The sequence below is a fragment of the Kitasatospora sp. NPDC058478 genome (assembly GCF_042720345.1).
GTDB lineage: Bacteria > Actinomycetota > Actinomycetes > Streptomycetales > Streptomycetaceae > Kitasatospora.
Map to the genome: position 1 here is coordinate 46,261 of NZ_JBHXML010000065.1, position 16,300 is coordinate 62,560.

Sequence of the window (16,300 nt, forward strand, 5' to 3'; positions counted from 1 at the left end):
TTCAGACGTTCGGGATTTCGCCGCCCTTGAGGGCGGTGACGAACGCCGTCCAGGCGTCGGCCGGGAAGACGAGCGCCGGGCCGCTGGGGTCCTTGGAGTCTCGAACGGGGACGATGCCGTCGTTGAGGATCGCGACCTCAACGCAAGCGGATTGTGCGTTGCTGCGGGTGGACTTGAACCACACCGCTCCTGTCAGATCAACCGTGTCCATAACTTCCTGCCACTTCGGAGATCAGCTGCTTCGACGCCTGCTCACTGAGCGCTGTCTCCCAGATGTTCGTGAACGCGGCGTCGTAGCGTTCCACTTCGTTGGGCTTGTCCAGATACAGGTCGCCGGTGAATCCGTCCGCATAGACGGTCGGCGGCTCCGTCTCGGAGCCGTCGCCGTTGAGCGGGAAGCGCAGAATTCCGAACGGGCCTGACAAGACGCCCAGGTGCAGACCCGCGTCGAACGGGACCACCTTGATGGTGACGTTGGGAAGCTCGCTCACCTCCAGCAGGTGGGCGAGCTGTCCCGCCATGACTTTGCCGCCACCGATGGGTCGTCGCAGTATCGCCTCGTTGAGTGCGACGTCGAAGACCGGCGGATCGGTGAACCTGGTGAGAAGCACCTGGCGAGCCGAACGGAGGTGGACTCGTCGTTCGATCTCGTCGTCGTCTTCGTGAGGCTTGCCCGCTCGCATGATCGTGCGTGAGTAGTCCTCGGTCTGCAGCAGACCGGGAACCAACTCGCTCTCATACCAAGCGATCTTCGAAGCCGCTTCTTCGAGCCCGATGAAGAGGTCGAACCCCTCCGGGATCACATCCCCGTAGGCGTGCCACCAACCCCGGGCTTTGGTCTCCTTCGCCAGTCCCATCAGGGCTTCGGTCAGTTCGGCCGGTGCGCCGTAGACCTTGCACATGGCCTCGACATCGAGGCTCCGCAAGGACGTGTGACCGCTCTCGATGCGCCACATCTTCGCTTCCGACCATTCCAGGCTGCGAGCCGCTGCCCGCACCGTGAGTCGCGATCGGTTGCGCAAATCACGCAGGTACCGCCCGAGTTGCCTGCGCGGCACCGTTGATCCAGTGGGCCCTTCCGGCATGGCCTTCCCCTTCCTGGCTTCCAGTATGAAGCACCGTCAGCGCTCGAAATGAAAGCACCCGTGCGCCCGCTTCGCAATGAAAGTCAACCGAACGAGTTACGCCGTTCGAATGCCCCAAAATGAAGTCTTGCAGATTGCGGAGCGTCTTGGGCAGACTACGGGCAGTAGTCCGACTGCTCGCTCACGGCGATCCGACGGGCGGCCACCCGGGCATTTCCATGCCCCTCCCCGGCCGACGCCGCCTGCTGCGAGCCACACCCGGAGGAGGTCCTACCATGCCCGGAACGTTGGAGAAGTGCTCGTGCCGGCTGCACCGGCACCGCAAATCCGCCCCCGCCGCCCGGCGGCTGGTCAGTGACTGCCTCGCCGACCGGCCGGCTGGCATCGGCGAGACCGTCCGGGCGCAGATCGGGGGCGTGCGGTGAGCGACGGGCTCCCCTTCTCCGTGACTGTCGAGATCGTGGGCTTCACCGAGCCCACCACCTTCGCGAGTCTCTTCGATGCCCTTGACATCCTCCGGGTCGGCCTCGCCGTGCTCCCGCTGGACGCCGAACAGGCCGCTTGCCTGGCCGGCCGGTTCGGGCCCTGGGCCGCCGGGGAGATCGCTCACCGGCTGTACCACTTCGGCGCGGTGGGGGCGGTGGCGTTCGTCGGGCTGGATGCCCACCCGATCTACGTGCGGCGGGCGGCGCTTGAGTGACCGGTTGAGACCGCTTGTGTCGGTCCGTCAGCTGTGGTGTGTGAGATTTGTGGTGCAAACGCGACCATTTGTGGCGGGTCGCTGTTAGGGTGCCCATCTGAACGCCAACTCTCCATGATGTGAGCAGTCTTGGAAGAGATGGCGTCGACTCCACCTCCGTAGCCGACACCCGAGGAAGCGCGTGAGACCCGAAGACGTCCCCCGGCTGTTCCAGGAGCTGGCCCGCGAGTTCGCGGACGTGACCGGCATGTCAGTGGCGGCGACCGGTTCGTTGGCCCGTGGCGACCACCGCACCGGTCCCACCGGTGACATCGTCTCCAACCTCGACCTGATCCACGTCGTGGCCGACGGGGCCGACGTGCCGGAGGTCCGGGCCGTGGTGGGGCGGACGATGCGGCGGATCTCCGACACCTTCCGGATCGAGACGACGTCCGTCATAGCCATGCTCCCGGCGTTCCGACTGGCCGGTCACGCCCACTACCGGATCAGCATGCGGCCCGAGTGGTTCTGCGACGGCCTCGGGCTCGGGTCGGAGGCCTTCGACCGTTCCGGCCGCGACGAGGACGACCCGCGCGCGGCGCTGGCCTGGATGATGCAGCCCGTCCCCTACTACCTGGCCAAGGCGACCGTCCTGGACCCGACGACCAACCTCGCCAAGGCCCGCAGGGCGGCGATGCGGCTGGCCGACCGGTTCGACCTGGAGGACATGCGCGAGGGCCTCGACGACCTGCCGGGTTCGCTGCGCACCTTGATCGCCGAGCATGACATCACCCCGCTCGACTCCACCGCCCGCTACCTCGCCGCCCCCACCCACCCCGCCATCGCGCAGCTCGTCCGCGACGCCGTCTTCGTCGAGGGCATGGGCCTGTCGTCCGCCGACTCGATGGTCATCATGCTGCCGTCCGCCCCGAACTGACCCGTACCGGAGAACACCGAATGCCTACCCGGCAGCACGTGGAGATCCTGCCCCCGCACCCGTTGCGGGCCGGCTACGACCGGGCCCTGGAACGAGGCTCGATAGCCGACGCGTTCCAACGGCGCCTGGAGCCCGCCAACTTCACCCCCGGCTACCTCGGGGCCCTGACCGAGCGGGTCGAACAGGCCCTGGGCCAGGACCGGGGGGACGAGACCATGCGGTGGCGCCTGGCCTTCCTCCTGCTCCAGAACAACGCCACCGCGGCCGCCGTCGAACGGGCCGAGGAACTGCTCGCCGGCGCCACCCTCCCGCAGGCCGTCCGCCTGGCCCGGCTGGTGGCCGGGATCCGCAGCAGGGCCGACCGGCCGCGTACCGGCCGCCGCGTCCGGCGGGTCAACTGGTCGATCAACAACCGCTGTCCGATGTCCTGCCAGGGCTGCTACAACCCGTTCGCGGCGGAGCAGATCGACCTCGACCAGGCCAGGCGGATCGTCGGGAAGCTGGCCGCGCACGGGACCACCGACCTGGTCCTGGCCGGCGGCGACCCGCTGCTGTGGCCGCCGGTCTTCGACGTGGTCGACGACGCCATCGCCAGCGGTCTCAAGGTCGGCCTCGACACCACCGGCTACACGCTCACCGCCGAGAAGCTCTCCCGGCTCCACGGCCTGTCCTCGCTGCGGCTGCCACTGGACGCCGTCACGCCGGAGGTGCAACGCGCCTTCCGCCGGAGCCCGGACGACAGGCTCCTCGACGCGCTGCTGGAGTCGCTCGCCCTGTGCGACGCCGAGGGCTTCGACCGGGTGCGGGTGCACACGGTGGCGAGTGCCGAGAACCTCCACCAACTGCCGGAGCTCGCCGCGGAGGTGCTGTCCCACCCGTCGGTCGCCCAGTGGGTGATCTTCCAGTGGTGGGGCCGGCGGGCCTCGCCGGCCACGGTGCGCAGGCTCGGCGTGGCGGTGGAGGAGGTCCGCGCGGTCGTCGACGGGATCCGGCGCGACCACCCCGGCCGGGAGATCCACCTCGCGGAGAGCAGCGAGCGGGAGCTGCTGAACTGGATGATCCAGTCGAGCGGGCAGGTGGTCACCTTCGGGTCGGGTGCGGAGGAGGAGTTCATCCTGGGCAACCTCCTGACCGACGAGGTCGAGGAGATCCTGACCCATCCGATCCTGGACTTCGAGGCCATGGCGCGGGGGATCCCGGTCACCCCGGGGACCGTGTTCGGCGCTCCGGACGCCGCGCGGGGATAACAGAACGGTTTCGGAGCCCACCCTCCCCACGCCCAGGTCTTGACGGCGCGGGGAGGGTGGGCGTTTGCTGTGACCCGCCCGTTCGAACCTGTTTGGTTCTGGTCTGTTTTGTGTATTTGAACGTTCAAAACCCCCTCCTCCTTGCCTCGCCACACCCTTCCTGTCTCAACCCTTCCTCGCCACCCCTCAGAGAGGAATGCAATGTCACACCTTTCCCGTCGTGATCTGCTCCGAGCCTCAGGAGCGGGCCTGCTGGCCCTGACCGCCGGCGGCACGCTCGCAGCCTGCGGCGACTCCGGCTCCGGGGGCGCCTCGGGCGGGGACGCCGACAGCGGCAACATCACCGTCTGGTCCTGGGCCACGGCCGCCGAAGCCCTGCGCGGGATCGTCCCGGCCTTCGAGAAGGACAACCCGGGGATCAAGGTCGACGTCCAGGACATCGGCGAACCGGCCATCTGGGACAAGATCACCGTCGGCCTGGCGGCCGGCGGCCAGGGCCTCGGCGACGTGCTGCACATCGGCTGCGACTACCTGCCCGGATACCTGGAGAAGTTCCCCGGCGGCCTGGCCGACCTCTCCGCGCTCGGCGCCGACGCGCACAAGGACAAGTTCGCCAAGGGCCTGTGGCCCGTCGTCAGCGGCAAGGACGGCCACGCCTACGCGCTGCCCTGGGAGGTCAACCCGCTCGGCTTCTTCTACCGCAAGGACTACTTCGACAAGGCGGGCATCGACCCCGAGTCCCTCGCCACCTGGGACGACCTGCTCGCCGTGGCCGACCGCTTCAAGGCCGCCAACCCCGGCGTCGCCCTGATCGGCATCAACAGGGCCGCCAACCCCACCCCCGACCTGGACTTCGTCCAGGGCCTGATGCAGTTGCAGGGCGCCTTCTACTTCGACCTCCAGGGCAAGATCACCGTCGGCTCGGAGCCGGCCGTGCGCGCCCTGACCATCGTCAAGCGGCTGGACGAGGCCGGGCTGATCGGCGACACCCCCGGCGTCCAGAGCTGGCCGCCCGTGATGAAGGCCGGCAAGCTCGGGGTGGCCGCGATGCCCGCCTGGGTCGCGCACTACCTGGAGAAGAAGATCCCCGACCAGAGCGGCAACTGGCGTCTCGCCAAGCCCCCGGCGGTCACCCCCGGCGGCAAGCGCACCGCCCTGGTCAACTCCACCCACCTGGCCGTCGCCGCCTCCAGCCCACGCCGCCGCGCCGCCTGGAAGTTCGTCGAGTACACGGTCACCCGCCCGGCCTCGGTGAACGCCATGTTCAACGCGGGCGGCGTCTTCCCGGCCCTCACCGAGGCCTACACCGACCCGCTGTACGCCGCGCCGAGCGCCTACTACGGCGGGCAGCCGGTGCTCAGGACCTTCGCCGACCTCGCCATCGAGGGCGGCTACCCCACCAACTACTCCGGTGACTACGCCCGCGCCCTCAAGCTCGTCAGCGACGCCCAGGTCAAGGTCCTCCTCAAGGGCGCCGACCCGGCCGCCGTCCTCCAGGACGCCGCCAAGCAGCTCGCCCAGCAGACCGGGCGCGGTATCGCATGAGTGCCGCCAGCCCGCCCGCCGCCCTCACCAGGAGGTCCGCAGCGCCGCGCCGGTCCCGCCGGCGGCGCGCCGCCGTACCGTACCTGCTGCTCGCCCCCGCCCTGCTGACCTTCGGCGTGTTCAAGGCCTACCCGGTCGTCGAGTCGCTGCTGCTGTCCTTCACCACCGGCTCCGGCGCGGCCACCCGCGACGCCGGCCTCGCCAACTACCGGCGCCTGCTGGACGACCCGCTGTTCTGGACGGCCCTGTCCAACACCGGCGAGATCCTCGTCATGCAGGTCCCGCTGATGCTCGGACTGGCCCTGCTGATGGCCGTCGGCATCAACTCCGCGCTGGTGCGCTGGCGCACGGTGTGGCGGCTCGGCGTCTTCATGCCCTCCGTCACCGGTCTGGTCGCCACCGGCGTGATCTTCGCCTACCTGCTCAAGACCGACGACGGCGCGGTCAACTGGGTGCTGAACGCCGTCGGCCTGCCCTCCGTCGACTGGATGGGCCAGCCCGTCTGGGCCCGGACGGCCGTCGTCGTGGTGCTCACCTGGCACTACACCGGATACAACGCCGTCATCTACCTCGCCGGACTCCAGTCCATTCCACGGGAGTTGTACGAGGCCGCGATGGTCGACGGCGCCGGACCGATCCGCCGCTTCACCTCCGTCACCGTCCCCGCGCTGCGCCCGGTGCTGCTGTTCACGGTCGTGCTCTCGACCATCGGCACGCTCCAACTCTTCGACGAGCCGTACGTGCTGACCGGTGGCGGGCCGGACAACGCCACCCTGACCGTCTCCATGTACCTGTACCAGAACGGCTTCCGGTACTACGACTTCGGCTATGCCTCCGCCATCGCCTACGCGCTCACCCTGCTCGTGACGGTGCTCGGCGCCGTCCAGATGCGCCTGATGGGAGACCGCGACAAGTGACCTCCAAGAGTGAGACCTCCAAGAGTGAGACCGCCAAGCGCGAGACTCCGGAGCGCGAGACCTCCAAGAGTCAGGCCTCCGAGCGCGTGAACCCCCTCAAGAGGCTGCGCGGCTGGCCGCTGACCTTCCTCCTCGCCGGCATCACCGGGCTGTCGATCGCCCCCTTCTACTGGCTGGTGGTCGCCTCCACCCGCAAGGACACCGAGGTCTTCGACTGGCCGCCCAAGCTGCTGCCCGGCGGGAGCCTCGGCGAGAACCTGAGCCACCTGGAGCAGAAGATCGGCCTGCTCAGGGTGGTCGGGAACTCCCTGCTGGTGGCGGGGGTCCAGACGCTGGGCGCCCTCGTCGTGGCGCTGCTCGCGGGCTACGCCTTCGCCAAGTTCCGCTTCCGCGGCCGGACCCTGCTGTTCGCCCTGCTGTTCTCCACCCTCGTGGTGCCCGAACAGGTCACGCTGGTGCCGCTGTTCAAGATGATGACGAACTTCGGCCTGCTGGACACCTACCAGGCGCTGATCCTGCCCGGCCTGTGCGTGCCCTTCGCGATCTTCCTGATGCGGCAGTCGCTGAGCAGCCTGCCGGACGAACTCCTGGACGCAGCCCGGGTCGACGGCGCGGGCGAGTTCCGGGTGCTGTTCAGCGTGGTGGTGCCGGTCATGAGGCCCGTGCTGGCCGCCCTCTCGATCTTCCTCTTCCTCGGCTCCTGGAACCAGTTCGTCTGGCCGCTGATCGCTCTGCGCAGCCCCGCGATGCACACCCTGCCCGTCGCCCTCGCGACCCTGCACGGCAACAAGAGCAACACCGACTACGGCGCGATCCTCTCCGGCACCGCGCTGTCCACCCTGCCGATGATGGTCCTCTTCCTGGTCCTCCAGCGGCAGTTCATCTCCGGCCTGCTGGCCGGCGCCACGAAGGGCTGAACATGACCGAGATCTGGGAACCGCACGCCCCCGCCGTCGCCGGCGGCCTGCGTCCGCTCTACGCCGAGGGTCTGGACCTGCGGGTCAGCGGGAACGCGAGCGCCCGCGGGGCGGGCGACGGAATCGTCGAGGTGACCGCCGAGGGGGAGGGCGACGTCCGGATCGAGTGGCGGGTGCCGTGCGTGGACGCCACCGCGTTCTGGACGCCCGAGCCGCGCGGCACCGGCCGGCTGCCCGCCGCGTGGAGCGCCCCGCGCCGCACCGGACTGGCCGACGGCGCCCCGATCGCCGCCCTGATCGGCACCGGCGACCTCGCGATCTGCGCCTTCGCCGCCGAGCGCGCCGACGTCCTGGCCGGCGCCGGAGTGCTGGAGGAGACCGGCGAGTTCCGCTTCTGGGCCCAGGCCGCCGGCCGGCTGACCGTCCGCATCGACACCTCCCGCCGGCACTTCGCCCGCTGCCTGGCCGACCTCGCCGCCTGGTGGTGGGCCGGCCGCGCGGCCGACATCCCTGCCATCCCCGAGGCCGCCCGCCGCCCCGCCTACTCCACCTGGTACTCGATGCACCAGGACGTCTCGCCGAAGGCCGTCGAGACCCAGGCCGCGCTCGGCAAGGAGCTCGGCATGGACGTCATCATCGTCGACGACGGCTGGATGACCGCCGACCGCACCCGCGGCTACGCGCACTGCGGCGACTGGGAGCCGGTCTCGCTGCCCGACACCGCCGCCCACGTGCAGCGCGTCCACGACCTCGGCGTGCAGTACCTGCTCTGGTACGCGCTGCCGTTCATCGGCAAGGACAGCGCCGCCTTCGAGGCGATCGGCCGTTACGCGCTCGCCGACGCCGCCCACCTGGGCGCGATCGTCGCCGACCCGCGCTACCCCGAGGTCCGCGCGTTCCTGGCCGGCCGGCTCGCCCGCGCCGTCGAGGAGTGGGGCATGGACGGGCTGAAGGTCGACTTCGTCGACTGGTTCGCCCGCGCCGACGCGCCGGAGGCCGGGCCCGAGGCCGACTGCGCCACCGTGGACGAGGGCGTCGAGCGGCTGCTCGCCGCGATCCGCGGCCGGATCACCGCGGTCAAGCCGGGGGCGATGATCGAGCACCGCCAGCCGTACGTCAGCCCCGGCCTGTGGCCGTACGTCACCATGGTCCGCGCCACCGACTGCCCGCTCAGCCCGCAGGAGAACCGGCAGCGCACCATCGACGTGCGGCTCGCCGCCGGGCCCGTCCCGGTCCACGCCGACATGCTGATGTGGCACCCGGCCGAGCCGCCCGAGCAGATCGCCTGCCACCTGATCAACGTGCTGTTCTCGGTGCCGCAGGTCTCCGTCGACCTCGCCGCGCAGAGCCCCGGGCAGCGCGAGGCGATCGCCTTCTGGCTCGGCGTCTTCCGCGAGCACGTCGCCACCCTGCAGCTCGGCGAGCTGCGCCCGGCCCGGCCTGACCTCGGCTACCCGATGGTGACGGCCGTCGGCGGCGGCACCGTCGCGGTGGCCCGCTACGCCGCGCTGCCGGTGGACGTCTCCGGTGCGCACTGGCGCACCCTGCTGGTCGCCAACGCCGACGCCGACCCGGACGTCCGGCTCACCGGCGGCGACGGGACGGCCGAGGCCACCGTGCAGGACGCCCGAGGGCGTATCGTCCGGCAGGGCGAGGTCGAGCTCGACCGGGCGGGCGGCATCACCGTGCCGCGCGGTGGGCTGCTGACCCTGCGCCGTCCGTAGAGCCGAGCGGTAGAACCGAGCACCCGTCAGACCCGAGCAGCCGTCCTGGAGCCTCCGATGCCCGAGGGAACACCCCGACCGCGCCGCGGCGCCACCACCATCGAGGAGGTGGCCCGCGCGGCCGGGGTGTCCCGGCAGACCATCTCCAACGCGCTCAACGCCCCCCAGCGGGTCCGCCCGGACACGCTGGCCCGGGTGACCGCGGCGATCCGCGAACTCGGCTACCAGCCCGACCAGTCGGCGCGCTCGCTGCGCAGCGGCGCCCGGCGCACCCTCGGCTACCTCGCACCGGTGGACGACCCGTTCGACCCGAACCCGCTGATGGCCGGCTTCCTGGAGGCGCTGGTCGACGCGGCGGGGGCGCAGGGGCAGCGGGTGCTGCTCTTCCGTCCGGGGCAGGGCTTGGCTCAGGACGCGGCCCAGGGTGGGGCTCAGGATGCGGCCGGCCCGCTGGCGGCCATCGACGAACTGGTGGCCGCCCGGCAGGTCGACGGGCTGGTGCTGGCGGACGTGCTGGGCGACGACCCCCGGATCGGGCACGTCGTCCGGGCCGGCCTCCCGTTCGTCACCTTCGGACGGACCGGCCCGGGGCAGCCCCAGCACTGGGTCGACATCGCCAACGACACGGCGATGGCCGTGGTGGTACGGCACCTGGCGGCGCTCGGCCACCGCCGGATCGGGTACGTCGGCCGCGCCGAGGACCTGCCGTGGATGGCCGCCCGGCGGGCGGGCTTCCTCGCCGAGGCGGCCCGCCTGGGCCTGTCCGCGGTGACGGCGGCGCGGCCGGACGTCGCGGCCGTGCGGGAACTGCTGCGCGGGCCCGAGCGGCCGACCGCCTTCGCGGCGGGCAGCGACCTGCTGGCGCTGGACGTCTACGAGGCGGTCCGGGCGGAGGGATTGGCGGTCGGGCCGGTGGGGGTGGCGGTCACCGGCTTCCACGACACGCCGCTCTGCCGCCACCTGCACCCGGCGCTGACCTCGGTGCGGCTCCCGCTGCGGACGATCGCCGCCGCCCTGGTGGAGCGGCTGCTCGGCCAGGTGCGCGGGGAGGCGCCGCCGGCGGGCGGGCTGGAGCTGGCCGCCGAGCTGGTGGTGCGGGCGAGTTCCCGGACGGGTCCGTAGGGCCTCTGTCAGGCTTGGTGGCCCTGCTCCCCGGTCGGCGCGACGATCAGCTCGCCGACCAACTGGGCTGCCGCCGCGCGGTGTTCGGCCGCCAGCGCGTCGTCGGTGACCAGCACGTCCAGTTGCTCCAGTGCGGCGAAGGAGGCCAGGCCGACCGCGTTCCACTTGGTGTGGTCGGCCACCACGACGACCCGGCGGGCGGACTGGAGGAAGGTCCGGTTGGTCTCCGCCTCGGCCAGGTTCGGGGTGGTCAGCCCGGTCTCGGCCGAGAGGCCGTGGCAGCCCATGACCAGCACGTTGACGTGCAGCGAGCGGATCGCCTGGTCGGCGACCGGCCCGACCAGCGCGTCGGAGGGCGTGCGGACGCCGCCGGTGCGGATCACCGTCGCGGTGGCGGGGGTGCCGTCCTCGTCGGGTTCCTCCAGCAGCTCCGCGATCCGCAGCGAGTTGGTGACCACGGTGAGGCCCTCGACGGCGCGCAGCTGCCGGGCGACCGCGAAGGTGGTCGTCCCGGCGGCCAGTCCGACCGCCGAGCCGGGCGGCACCAGGGCGGCGGCGGCCCGGGCGATGGCCTCCTTGGCGGGCAGCTGCCAGTTGGCCTTGGTCTCGAACCCGGGCTCGCCGCTGGCCGCCGCCTCCGTCCGCACCGCCCCGCCGTGCACCTTGTGCACCAGCCCGCGGCGGGCCAGCGCGTCCAGGTCGCGGCGGATGGTCATGTCGGACACCCCGAGATCCCGGACCAGTTCGGTCACCCGGACGCCGCCGCGCGCGCGGACCCGCTCCAGGATCAGCACGCGGCGCTGTCCGGCGAGCGGTTGGGCGCTGTCAGCCATCGGGGGGCTCCTCGGGTCGGTGTGGTCCGCGTGACCGGCCGTCTGTCCGTCCGGCCGTCCGGCGGGCCACGGTCACCGCCATCATGGCAGGCGCGGACCCCTTCCGGGCAGCCAGGCCTGATGGATAATGTTGGATATTGTTGTTTCGTGTCGGATAGAGGGAAGAAGGCCATGGCCGGGACCCTGACCCAGCCCACCGCCAAGACCGTGACCACACTCGCGGACGGGCGACAGCTGATCTACTACGACAGCGGCGAGGCCGTCCCCCGGGACGCCGTCGACCTGCGCCCGCTCGACCCGCCCGCCCACGGCTCCGAGGTCCGGCTCGACCCGGCCACCGGAGCCTGGGTCACCGTCGCCGCGCACCGCCAGGCCCGCACCTACCAGCCCCCCGCCGAAGAGTGCCCGCTCTGCCCCTCCCGGGGCGGCCGGTACAGCGAGATCCCCGCCGACGACTACCAGGTGGCCGTCTTCGAGAACCGCTTCCCCTCGCTGGCCGGCCCCGCGGCGGCGCTGGAAGTTGCCGACGGACTGCGGGTCAGCGGCCCCGGCGCCGGGCGCTGCGAGGTGGTCTGCTTCACCGCCGACCACGACGCCTCCTTCGCCGACCTCGACGAACGGCGGGCCCGCCTCGTCCTCGACGCCTGGACCGACCGCACCGCCGAACTCGCCGCCCTCCCCGGCGTCCGGCAGGTCTACTGCTTCGAGAACCGGGGCGCCGAGATCGGCGTCACCCTCGCCCACCCGCACGGCCAGATCTACGCCTTCCCCTTCACCACCCCGCGCACCGCCCGGATGGCCGAGCGCGCGGCCGAACACCGCGCCGCCACCGGCCGCAGCCTCTTCGACGACCTGCTCGCCGCCGAACGCGCCGACGGCGCCCGGGTCGTGCTCGCCGGAGAGCACTGGACGGCCTTCGTCCCCTTCGCCGCCCGCTGGCCGTACGAGGTGCACCTCTACCCGCACCGCCGGGTCGCCGACCTGACCGGCCTCGACGAGCCGCAACGCGCCGAATTCCCGCGCCTCTACCTGGAGTTGCTGCGCCGCTTCGACCGCCTCTTCGGCGCCGGCCGCACCCCGTACATCTCCGCCTGGCACCAGGCGCCCGTCGGCCAGGAGGACGAACTCGCGCTCCACCTGGAGCTGTTCACCATCCGGCGCGCCGCCGACAAGCTCAAGTTCCTGGCCGGGGTGGAATCCGGCATGGACGCCTTCGTCAACGACATCACCCCCGAGGACGCGGCCCGCCGGCTGCGGGAGGTAGCCCCGTGAACACGCCCGTGAACGCCACTGCGAACACCCCCGCAGACACCTTCGAGGAGCTCCACGGCCACGCCCCCGAGGGGGAGTGGGCCGCCCCCGGCCGGGTCAACCTGATCGGCGAACACACCGACTACAACCTCGGGTTCGTGCTGCCGATCGCCCTCCCGCAGGCCGTCCGCGCCCAGGCCCGGCGCCGCGACGACGGCCGGCTGCGGCTCTGGTCCGCCCAGGGCGACGGAGTGGTCGCCGACCTGGCCGTCGCGGACCTGGCCCCGGGCTCGGTGCCCGGCTGGGCGGCCTTTCCGGCCGCCGTGGTGTGGGCGCTGCGCGAGGCCGGGCACCCCGTCGGCGGCGCCGAGTTCCGGCTGGAGAGCGACGTGCCCGGTGGCGCCGGGCTGTCCTCCTCGGCCGCCCTGGAATGCGTCGTCGCGATCGCGTACAACGACCTGTACGGGCTGGGGCTGTCCGCCCCCGAACTCGCCCTGATCGCACAGCGGGCCGAGAACGACTTCGTCGGCGTCCCCTGCGGGATCATGGACCAGATGGCCTCGATGTGCTGCCGCCCGGACGCCGCCCTGCACCTTGACAGCCGGGACCTGACGATGCGGCAGGTGCCGCTGGACCTCGCCGGCGCCGGCCTCGCCCTGCTGGTCCTCGACACCCGGGTCAAGCACGACCTCGGCGACGGCGCCTACGCCGCCCTGCGGGCCGGCTGCGAGCGGGCGGCCGCGCTGCTCGGACTGCCCGCGCTGCGCGAGCTGACGCCCGCCGCCCTGCCGGCCGCCCTGCCCCGACTCCCTGAGGAGCTGCGGCCGTTGGTGCGCCACGTGGTCACCGAGAACGAGCGCGTCGCGGCCGCCGTCGCCCACCTGGATGCCGGTCGGCCCGCCGCGCTCGGCCCGATCCTCACCGCCGGCCACGCCTCGCTGCGCGACGACTACCGGGTCTCCTGCCCCGAGACCGACCTCGCCGTCGAGGCCGCCCTCGCCGCCGGCGCCCACGGCGCGCGGATGACCGGCGGCGGCTTCGGCGGCTCGGTGATCGCCCTCGTCGACGCACCGGCCGCCGACGCCGTCGCCGCCGCCGTCACCACCGCGTTCCGCGCGGCCGGCTACGCCGCCCCGCGCACCCTCACCGCCGTCCCGGCCGAGGGGGCCCGCCGCACGGGCTGACCGGGCCCGTCGGGGTCGGCGCGGGTCACGGCTTCCCGGGGTCGCGCCTTCCCGGGGTCACGCCTTGTGGTCCGCCGGGCGCTCCGGAGAAGCCTCCGCGAGCGCCCGGGTGACGGCCTCCACCCCGGCGCGCAGCCCGTACACCGGCGTGCCCGGCTGCTGCCGCCAGGACTCGTCGATCCCGCCCGCGTCCACCGTGTCGAAGCCCAGCTCGTCGATCAGCGCCCGCACCACGCGCTTGGCCGCCTCGTCGTCCGCCGCCACCGGCACGGCGATCCGCTCGGGATCGCCCTCCGGCCGCGGCCGCTCCAGCAGGTCCTGCGCGTAGGTGCCGTTGAACGCCTTCACCACGGGGTGGCCGAGGTGCCGCTCCGTCCACCGGCTCTCGGTCAGGCCGTCGTCCTCGATCTCGTCGATCCGGCCGTCGCGCTGCTGCGGGTAGTAGTTGCCGGTGTCGATCACCGCCGCGCCCGCGGCCGCGCCGTCCAGCAGCCCGGCCGGCAGGTCCGGCACGTTCTTCAGCGGCACCGTCACCACCACGACCTGTGCCCCGCGCGCCGCCTCGGTGGCCGGCACGGCCGTCGCGCCCGTCTCCTCGGCCAGGGCGGCCAGCGACTGCGGACCGCGCGAGTTGGCCACCGAGACGTCGTGCCCGAGCGCCGTCAGCCGTCGGGTCAGGTTGCCGCCGATGTTGCCCGCACCGATGATGCCGATCTTCATGTCAGACCCCTGTTCGCGAGTGTCACACGCTTGTCGTCCTGCCCCAACCACCCGGTGGCGCCGTCGATTCCCGGTGCAGGGTGGTTCTTCCGGACCCAGGGTCGGGCCGGGCCTGGCCCCGGCTCCACGGCCGTCGGGAGAGTGGGTGTCATGACCGACAACGCCCCGTCCGACAACGCCATGACCCGGGATCCCGTCGACCCCCGGGAATTCGCCGACCGCACCGTCCTGATCACCGGCGGCACCAGCGGCATGGGCCTCGCCACCGCCCGCCGCCTCCTCGCCGCGGGCGCCCAGGTGGTCATCACCGGCCGTGACGACGCCCGGCTCGCCCGCGCCGCCGAACGGCTCGACGGCGGCGACCGGCTGCTCGCCGTCCGCGCCGACGTCGCCGTCCCGGCCGACCTCGCCCGGCTCGTCGCCACCGTCCGGGAGCGCCACGGCACGCTCGACGGCGTCTTCGCCAACGCGGGCGTCGGCGTCTTCCAGCCCGCCGCCGACGTCACCGAGGGCGACTTCGACCACACCGTCGACGTCAACTTCAAGGGCGTGTTCTTCACCGTTCAGCACGCCCTGCCCCTCCTGGAGGCGGCCGGCGGCGGCTCCGTCGTGCTCAACGCCTCCTGGACCCCGCACCGCGGCCTGCCCGACGCCCCCGTCTACGCCGCGACCAAGGCGGCCGTCCTCAGCCTGGCCCGCACCCTCGGCAGCGGCCTCGCCGCGCGCGGCATCCGGGTCAACTCCGTCAGCCCCGGCTACATCGCCACCGAGATGTTCCACGCGGTCATCCCCGACCCGGCCGCCCACGAGCCGATCCGCGCCCGCATCCCGCTCGGCCGCCTGGGCCGGGCCGAGGACGTCGCCGAAACCGTCGCCTTCCTGCTCTCCGACCGGTCCTCCTACATCACGTCCCAGGACATCGTCGTCGACGGCGGCCTGGTGCCCGCCGTCCAGGCCGTCGCGGGCTGACGTCCGGCTTGATCCCCGGCTGGTCCCCGGCCGCGTGCGGTGCCGGCGGTGCCTGGTCCTGGCAGGGCCAGGCACCGCCGCCCGCCTCTGGGTGAGAATCATCCCTATGAACCCGACCAGTGCCCTGAGCGAGTTCCTCCGCACCCGCCGCGCCCAGCTGCGGCCCGAGGACGTCGACCTGCCCGACTACGGCGGCCGCCGCCGGGTCGCCGGGCTCCGCCGCGAGGAGCTCGCCCACCTCGCCGGGGTCAGCGTCGACTACTACACCCGCCTCGAACAGGGCCGTGTCGGCAACCCCTCCGAAGCCGTCCTCGACGCCGTCGCCCGCGCCCTGCAACTCGCCCCCGACGAGTCCGGCCACCTCCACCGCCTCGCCCGCCCCACCCGCCGTGCGCCCCGCCGCCGCACCGCCCCGCAGCAGCCCCGCCCGTCCCTGCTGCGCCTGCTCGACCAGCTCGACCACGTCCCGGCCCTGGTGATGGGCCACCGGATGGACGTCCTGGCCTGGAACCGCGCGGCCGTCGCGCTGTTCGGCGACTACGGCGCCCTGCCGGTCGAGGACCGCAACATCGCCCGCTGCACCTTCCTCGACCCCGCCTCGCGCGAGCTCTACGGCGACTGGACGGCCTGCGCCCGCGAGAACGTCGCCTTCCTCCACCTGGAGGCGGGCCGCCGCCCCCACGACCCCCTCCTCGCCGAACTCGTCGGCCAACTCTGCGTCCACAGCGAGGAGTTCCGCCACCTCTGGGCCGAACACCCGGTCGCCGACAAGACCTCCGGCCGCAAGCTCTTCCACCACCCCATCGCCGGCCCCCTCGACCTCGCCTACGACACCCTCCGCCCCGCCGACGACCCCGACCAGGCCCTCGTCACCTACACCGCCGACCCGCACACCCCGTCGGACGACGCGCTGCGCCTCCTGCTCTCCTGGTCGGCGTCGGCGTCGGCGACCCGCTGAGCGGCCTGCTCCGACGGCCGCCTGCCTGAATGGCACGAGATCTTGAGCGCAAAAAGACCGGCCGTAGGCCCTCGCGGGGGTCGAGGGCCTACGACCGGGGTTCAGGGGAGGGGTGTCAGTCGAGGTCGTCGCCGAAGTCGGGGCGGACGCCCTTGGCGAACTGGATCTCGTCGTTGCTGGTGCCGGCCGCGACCATCGGCCAGACCATGGCG

The 16,300-nt window shown here is 72.5% G+C and carries 17 protein-coding genes; 13 read left to right on the top strand and 4 right to left on the bottom strand.

Annotated features, from left to right (window positions below; translation table 11 throughout):
* Position 1: 1 nt before the first annotated feature.
* Complete coding sequence (locus ACFWPT_RS30760; RefSeq protein WP_380379660.1) at positions 2-211, bottom strand: DUF397 domain-containing protein; 210 nt, start codon at positions 209-211, stop codon at positions 2-4.
* On the bottom strand, positions 198-1,085 hold the full coding sequence (locus tag ACFWPT_RS30765) for a helix-turn-helix domain-containing protein (RefSeq protein ID WP_380379657.1): 888 nt from the start codon (positions 1,083-1,085) through the stop codon (positions 198-200). Before ACFWPT_RS30765 ends, ACFWPT_RS30760 begins: the two co-directional genes overlap by 14 nt.
* 275 nt (positions 1,086-1,360) lie before the next feature.
* Between ACFWPT_RS30765 and ACFWPT_RS30770 the strand changes: the two genes are divergently transcribed.
* From ACFWPT_RS30770 to ACFWPT_RS30810, 9 genes are all read left to right on the top strand, one after another.
* Complete coding sequence (locus tag ACFWPT_RS30770) at positions 1,361-1,510, top strand: hypothetical protein (protein WP_380379654.1); 150 nt, start codon at positions 1,361-1,363, stop codon at positions 1,508-1,510.
* Positions 1,507-1,785, top strand: a complete 279-nt coding sequence (locus ACFWPT_RS30775) for a hypothetical protein (RefSeq protein WP_380485759.1) — start codon at positions 1,507-1,509, stop codon at positions 1,783-1,785. The genes ACFWPT_RS30770 and ACFWPT_RS30775 overlap by 4 nt, the downstream gene beginning before the upstream one ends.
* Positions 1,786-1,966: 181 nt before the next feature.
* Positions 1,967-2,701 carry a hypothetical protein gene (locus ACFWPT_RS30780; RefSeq protein ID WP_380379649.1) on the top strand — a complete coding sequence of 245 codons (735 nt, stop codon included), beginning with the start codon at positions 1,967-1,969 and terminating at the stop codon, positions 2,699-2,701.
* Positions 2,702-2,721: 20 nt separating this feature from the next.
* Positions 2,722-3,948, top strand: coding sequence for a radical SAM protein (locus ACFWPT_RS30785; protein ID WP_380485761.1), 1,227 nt, complete (start codon positions 2,722-2,724; stop codon positions 3,946-3,948).
* A 201-nt stretch (positions 3,949-4,149) separates the two neighbouring features.
* On the top strand, positions 4,150-5,493 hold the full coding sequence (locus tag ACFWPT_RS30790; RefSeq protein ID WP_063346554.1) for an extracellular solute-binding protein: 1,344 nt from the start codon (positions 4,150-4,152) through the stop codon (positions 5,491-5,493).
* Positions 5,490-6,410, top strand: coding sequence for a carbohydrate ABC transporter permease (locus tag ACFWPT_RS30795; protein WP_380340488.1), 921 nt, complete (start codon positions 5,490-5,492; stop codon positions 6,408-6,410). The genes ACFWPT_RS30790 and ACFWPT_RS30795 overlap by 4 nt, the downstream gene beginning before the upstream one ends.
* Entirely contained in the window at positions 6,407-7,327 is a 921-nt protein-coding gene (locus ACFWPT_RS30800; RefSeq protein ID WP_380485764.1) for a carbohydrate ABC transporter permease, read from the top strand. Before ACFWPT_RS30795 ends, ACFWPT_RS30800 begins: the two co-directional genes overlap by 4 nt.
* A 2-nt stretch (positions 7,328-7,329) precedes the next feature.
* Positions 7,330-9,051, top strand: coding sequence for a glycoside hydrolase family 36 protein (locus tag ACFWPT_RS30805; RefSeq protein ID WP_380485766.1), 1,722 nt, complete (start codon positions 7,330-7,332; stop codon positions 9,049-9,051).
* Between the two features lie 57 nt (positions 9,052-9,108).
* Complete coding sequence (locus tag ACFWPT_RS30810; RefSeq protein WP_380485768.1) at positions 9,109-10,173, top strand: LacI family DNA-binding transcriptional regulator; 1,065 nt, start codon at positions 9,109-9,111, stop codon at positions 10,171-10,173.
* Positions 10,174-10,181: 8 nt separating this feature from the next.
* On the opposite strand, the gene ACFWPT_RS30815 is transcribed toward ACFWPT_RS30810, so the two are convergent.
* Entirely contained in the window at positions 10,182-11,006 is an 825-nt protein-coding gene (locus ACFWPT_RS30815) for a DeoR/GlpR family DNA-binding transcription regulator (RefSeq protein WP_063346550.1), read from the bottom strand.
* A 171-nt stretch (positions 11,007-11,177) separates the two neighbouring features.
* Here ACFWPT_RS30815 and galT point away from each other — a divergent pair, with 171 nt between their 5' ends.
* Together galT and galK are read left to right on the top strand one after the other, a co-directional pair.
* Positions 11,178-12,278, top strand: a complete 1,101-nt coding sequence (galT, locus tag ACFWPT_RS30820) for a galactose-1-phosphate uridylyltransferase (RefSeq protein WP_380485770.1) — start codon at positions 11,178-11,180, stop codon at positions 12,276-12,278.
* Positions 12,275-13,441 carry a galactokinase gene (galK, locus tag ACFWPT_RS30825; RefSeq protein ID WP_380485772.1) on the top strand — a complete coding sequence of 389 codons (1,167 nt, stop codon included), beginning with the start codon at positions 12,275-12,277 and terminating at the stop codon, positions 13,439-13,441. Before galT ends, galK begins: the two co-directional genes overlap by 4 nt.
* 57 nt (positions 13,442-13,498) lie before the next feature.
* Here galK and ACFWPT_RS30830 read toward each other — a convergent pair whose 3' ends face one another.
* The gene (locus ACFWPT_RS30830; RefSeq protein ID WP_380340471.1) at positions 13,499-14,212 is read right to left on the bottom strand and encodes an NADPH-dependent F420 reductase; all 714 of its coding nucleotides are present in this window, start codon (positions 14,210-14,212) and stop codon (positions 13,499-13,501) included.
* A gap of 99 nt (positions 14,213-14,311) precedes the next feature.
* Here ACFWPT_RS30830 and ACFWPT_RS30835 point away from each other — a divergent pair, with 99 nt between their 5' ends.
* Entirely contained in the window at positions 14,312-15,130 is an 819-nt protein-coding gene (locus ACFWPT_RS30835) for an SDR family NAD(P)-dependent oxidoreductase (protein ID WP_380379628.1), read from the top strand.
* Between the two features lie 106 nt (positions 15,131-15,236).
* The gene (locus ACFWPT_RS30840) at positions 15,237-16,088 is read left to right on the top strand and encodes a helix-turn-helix domain-containing protein (RefSeq protein ID WP_380379625.1); all 852 of its coding nucleotides are present in this window, start codon (positions 15,237-15,239) and stop codon (positions 16,086-16,088) included.
* Positions 16,089-16,300 lie beyond the last annotated feature (212 nt).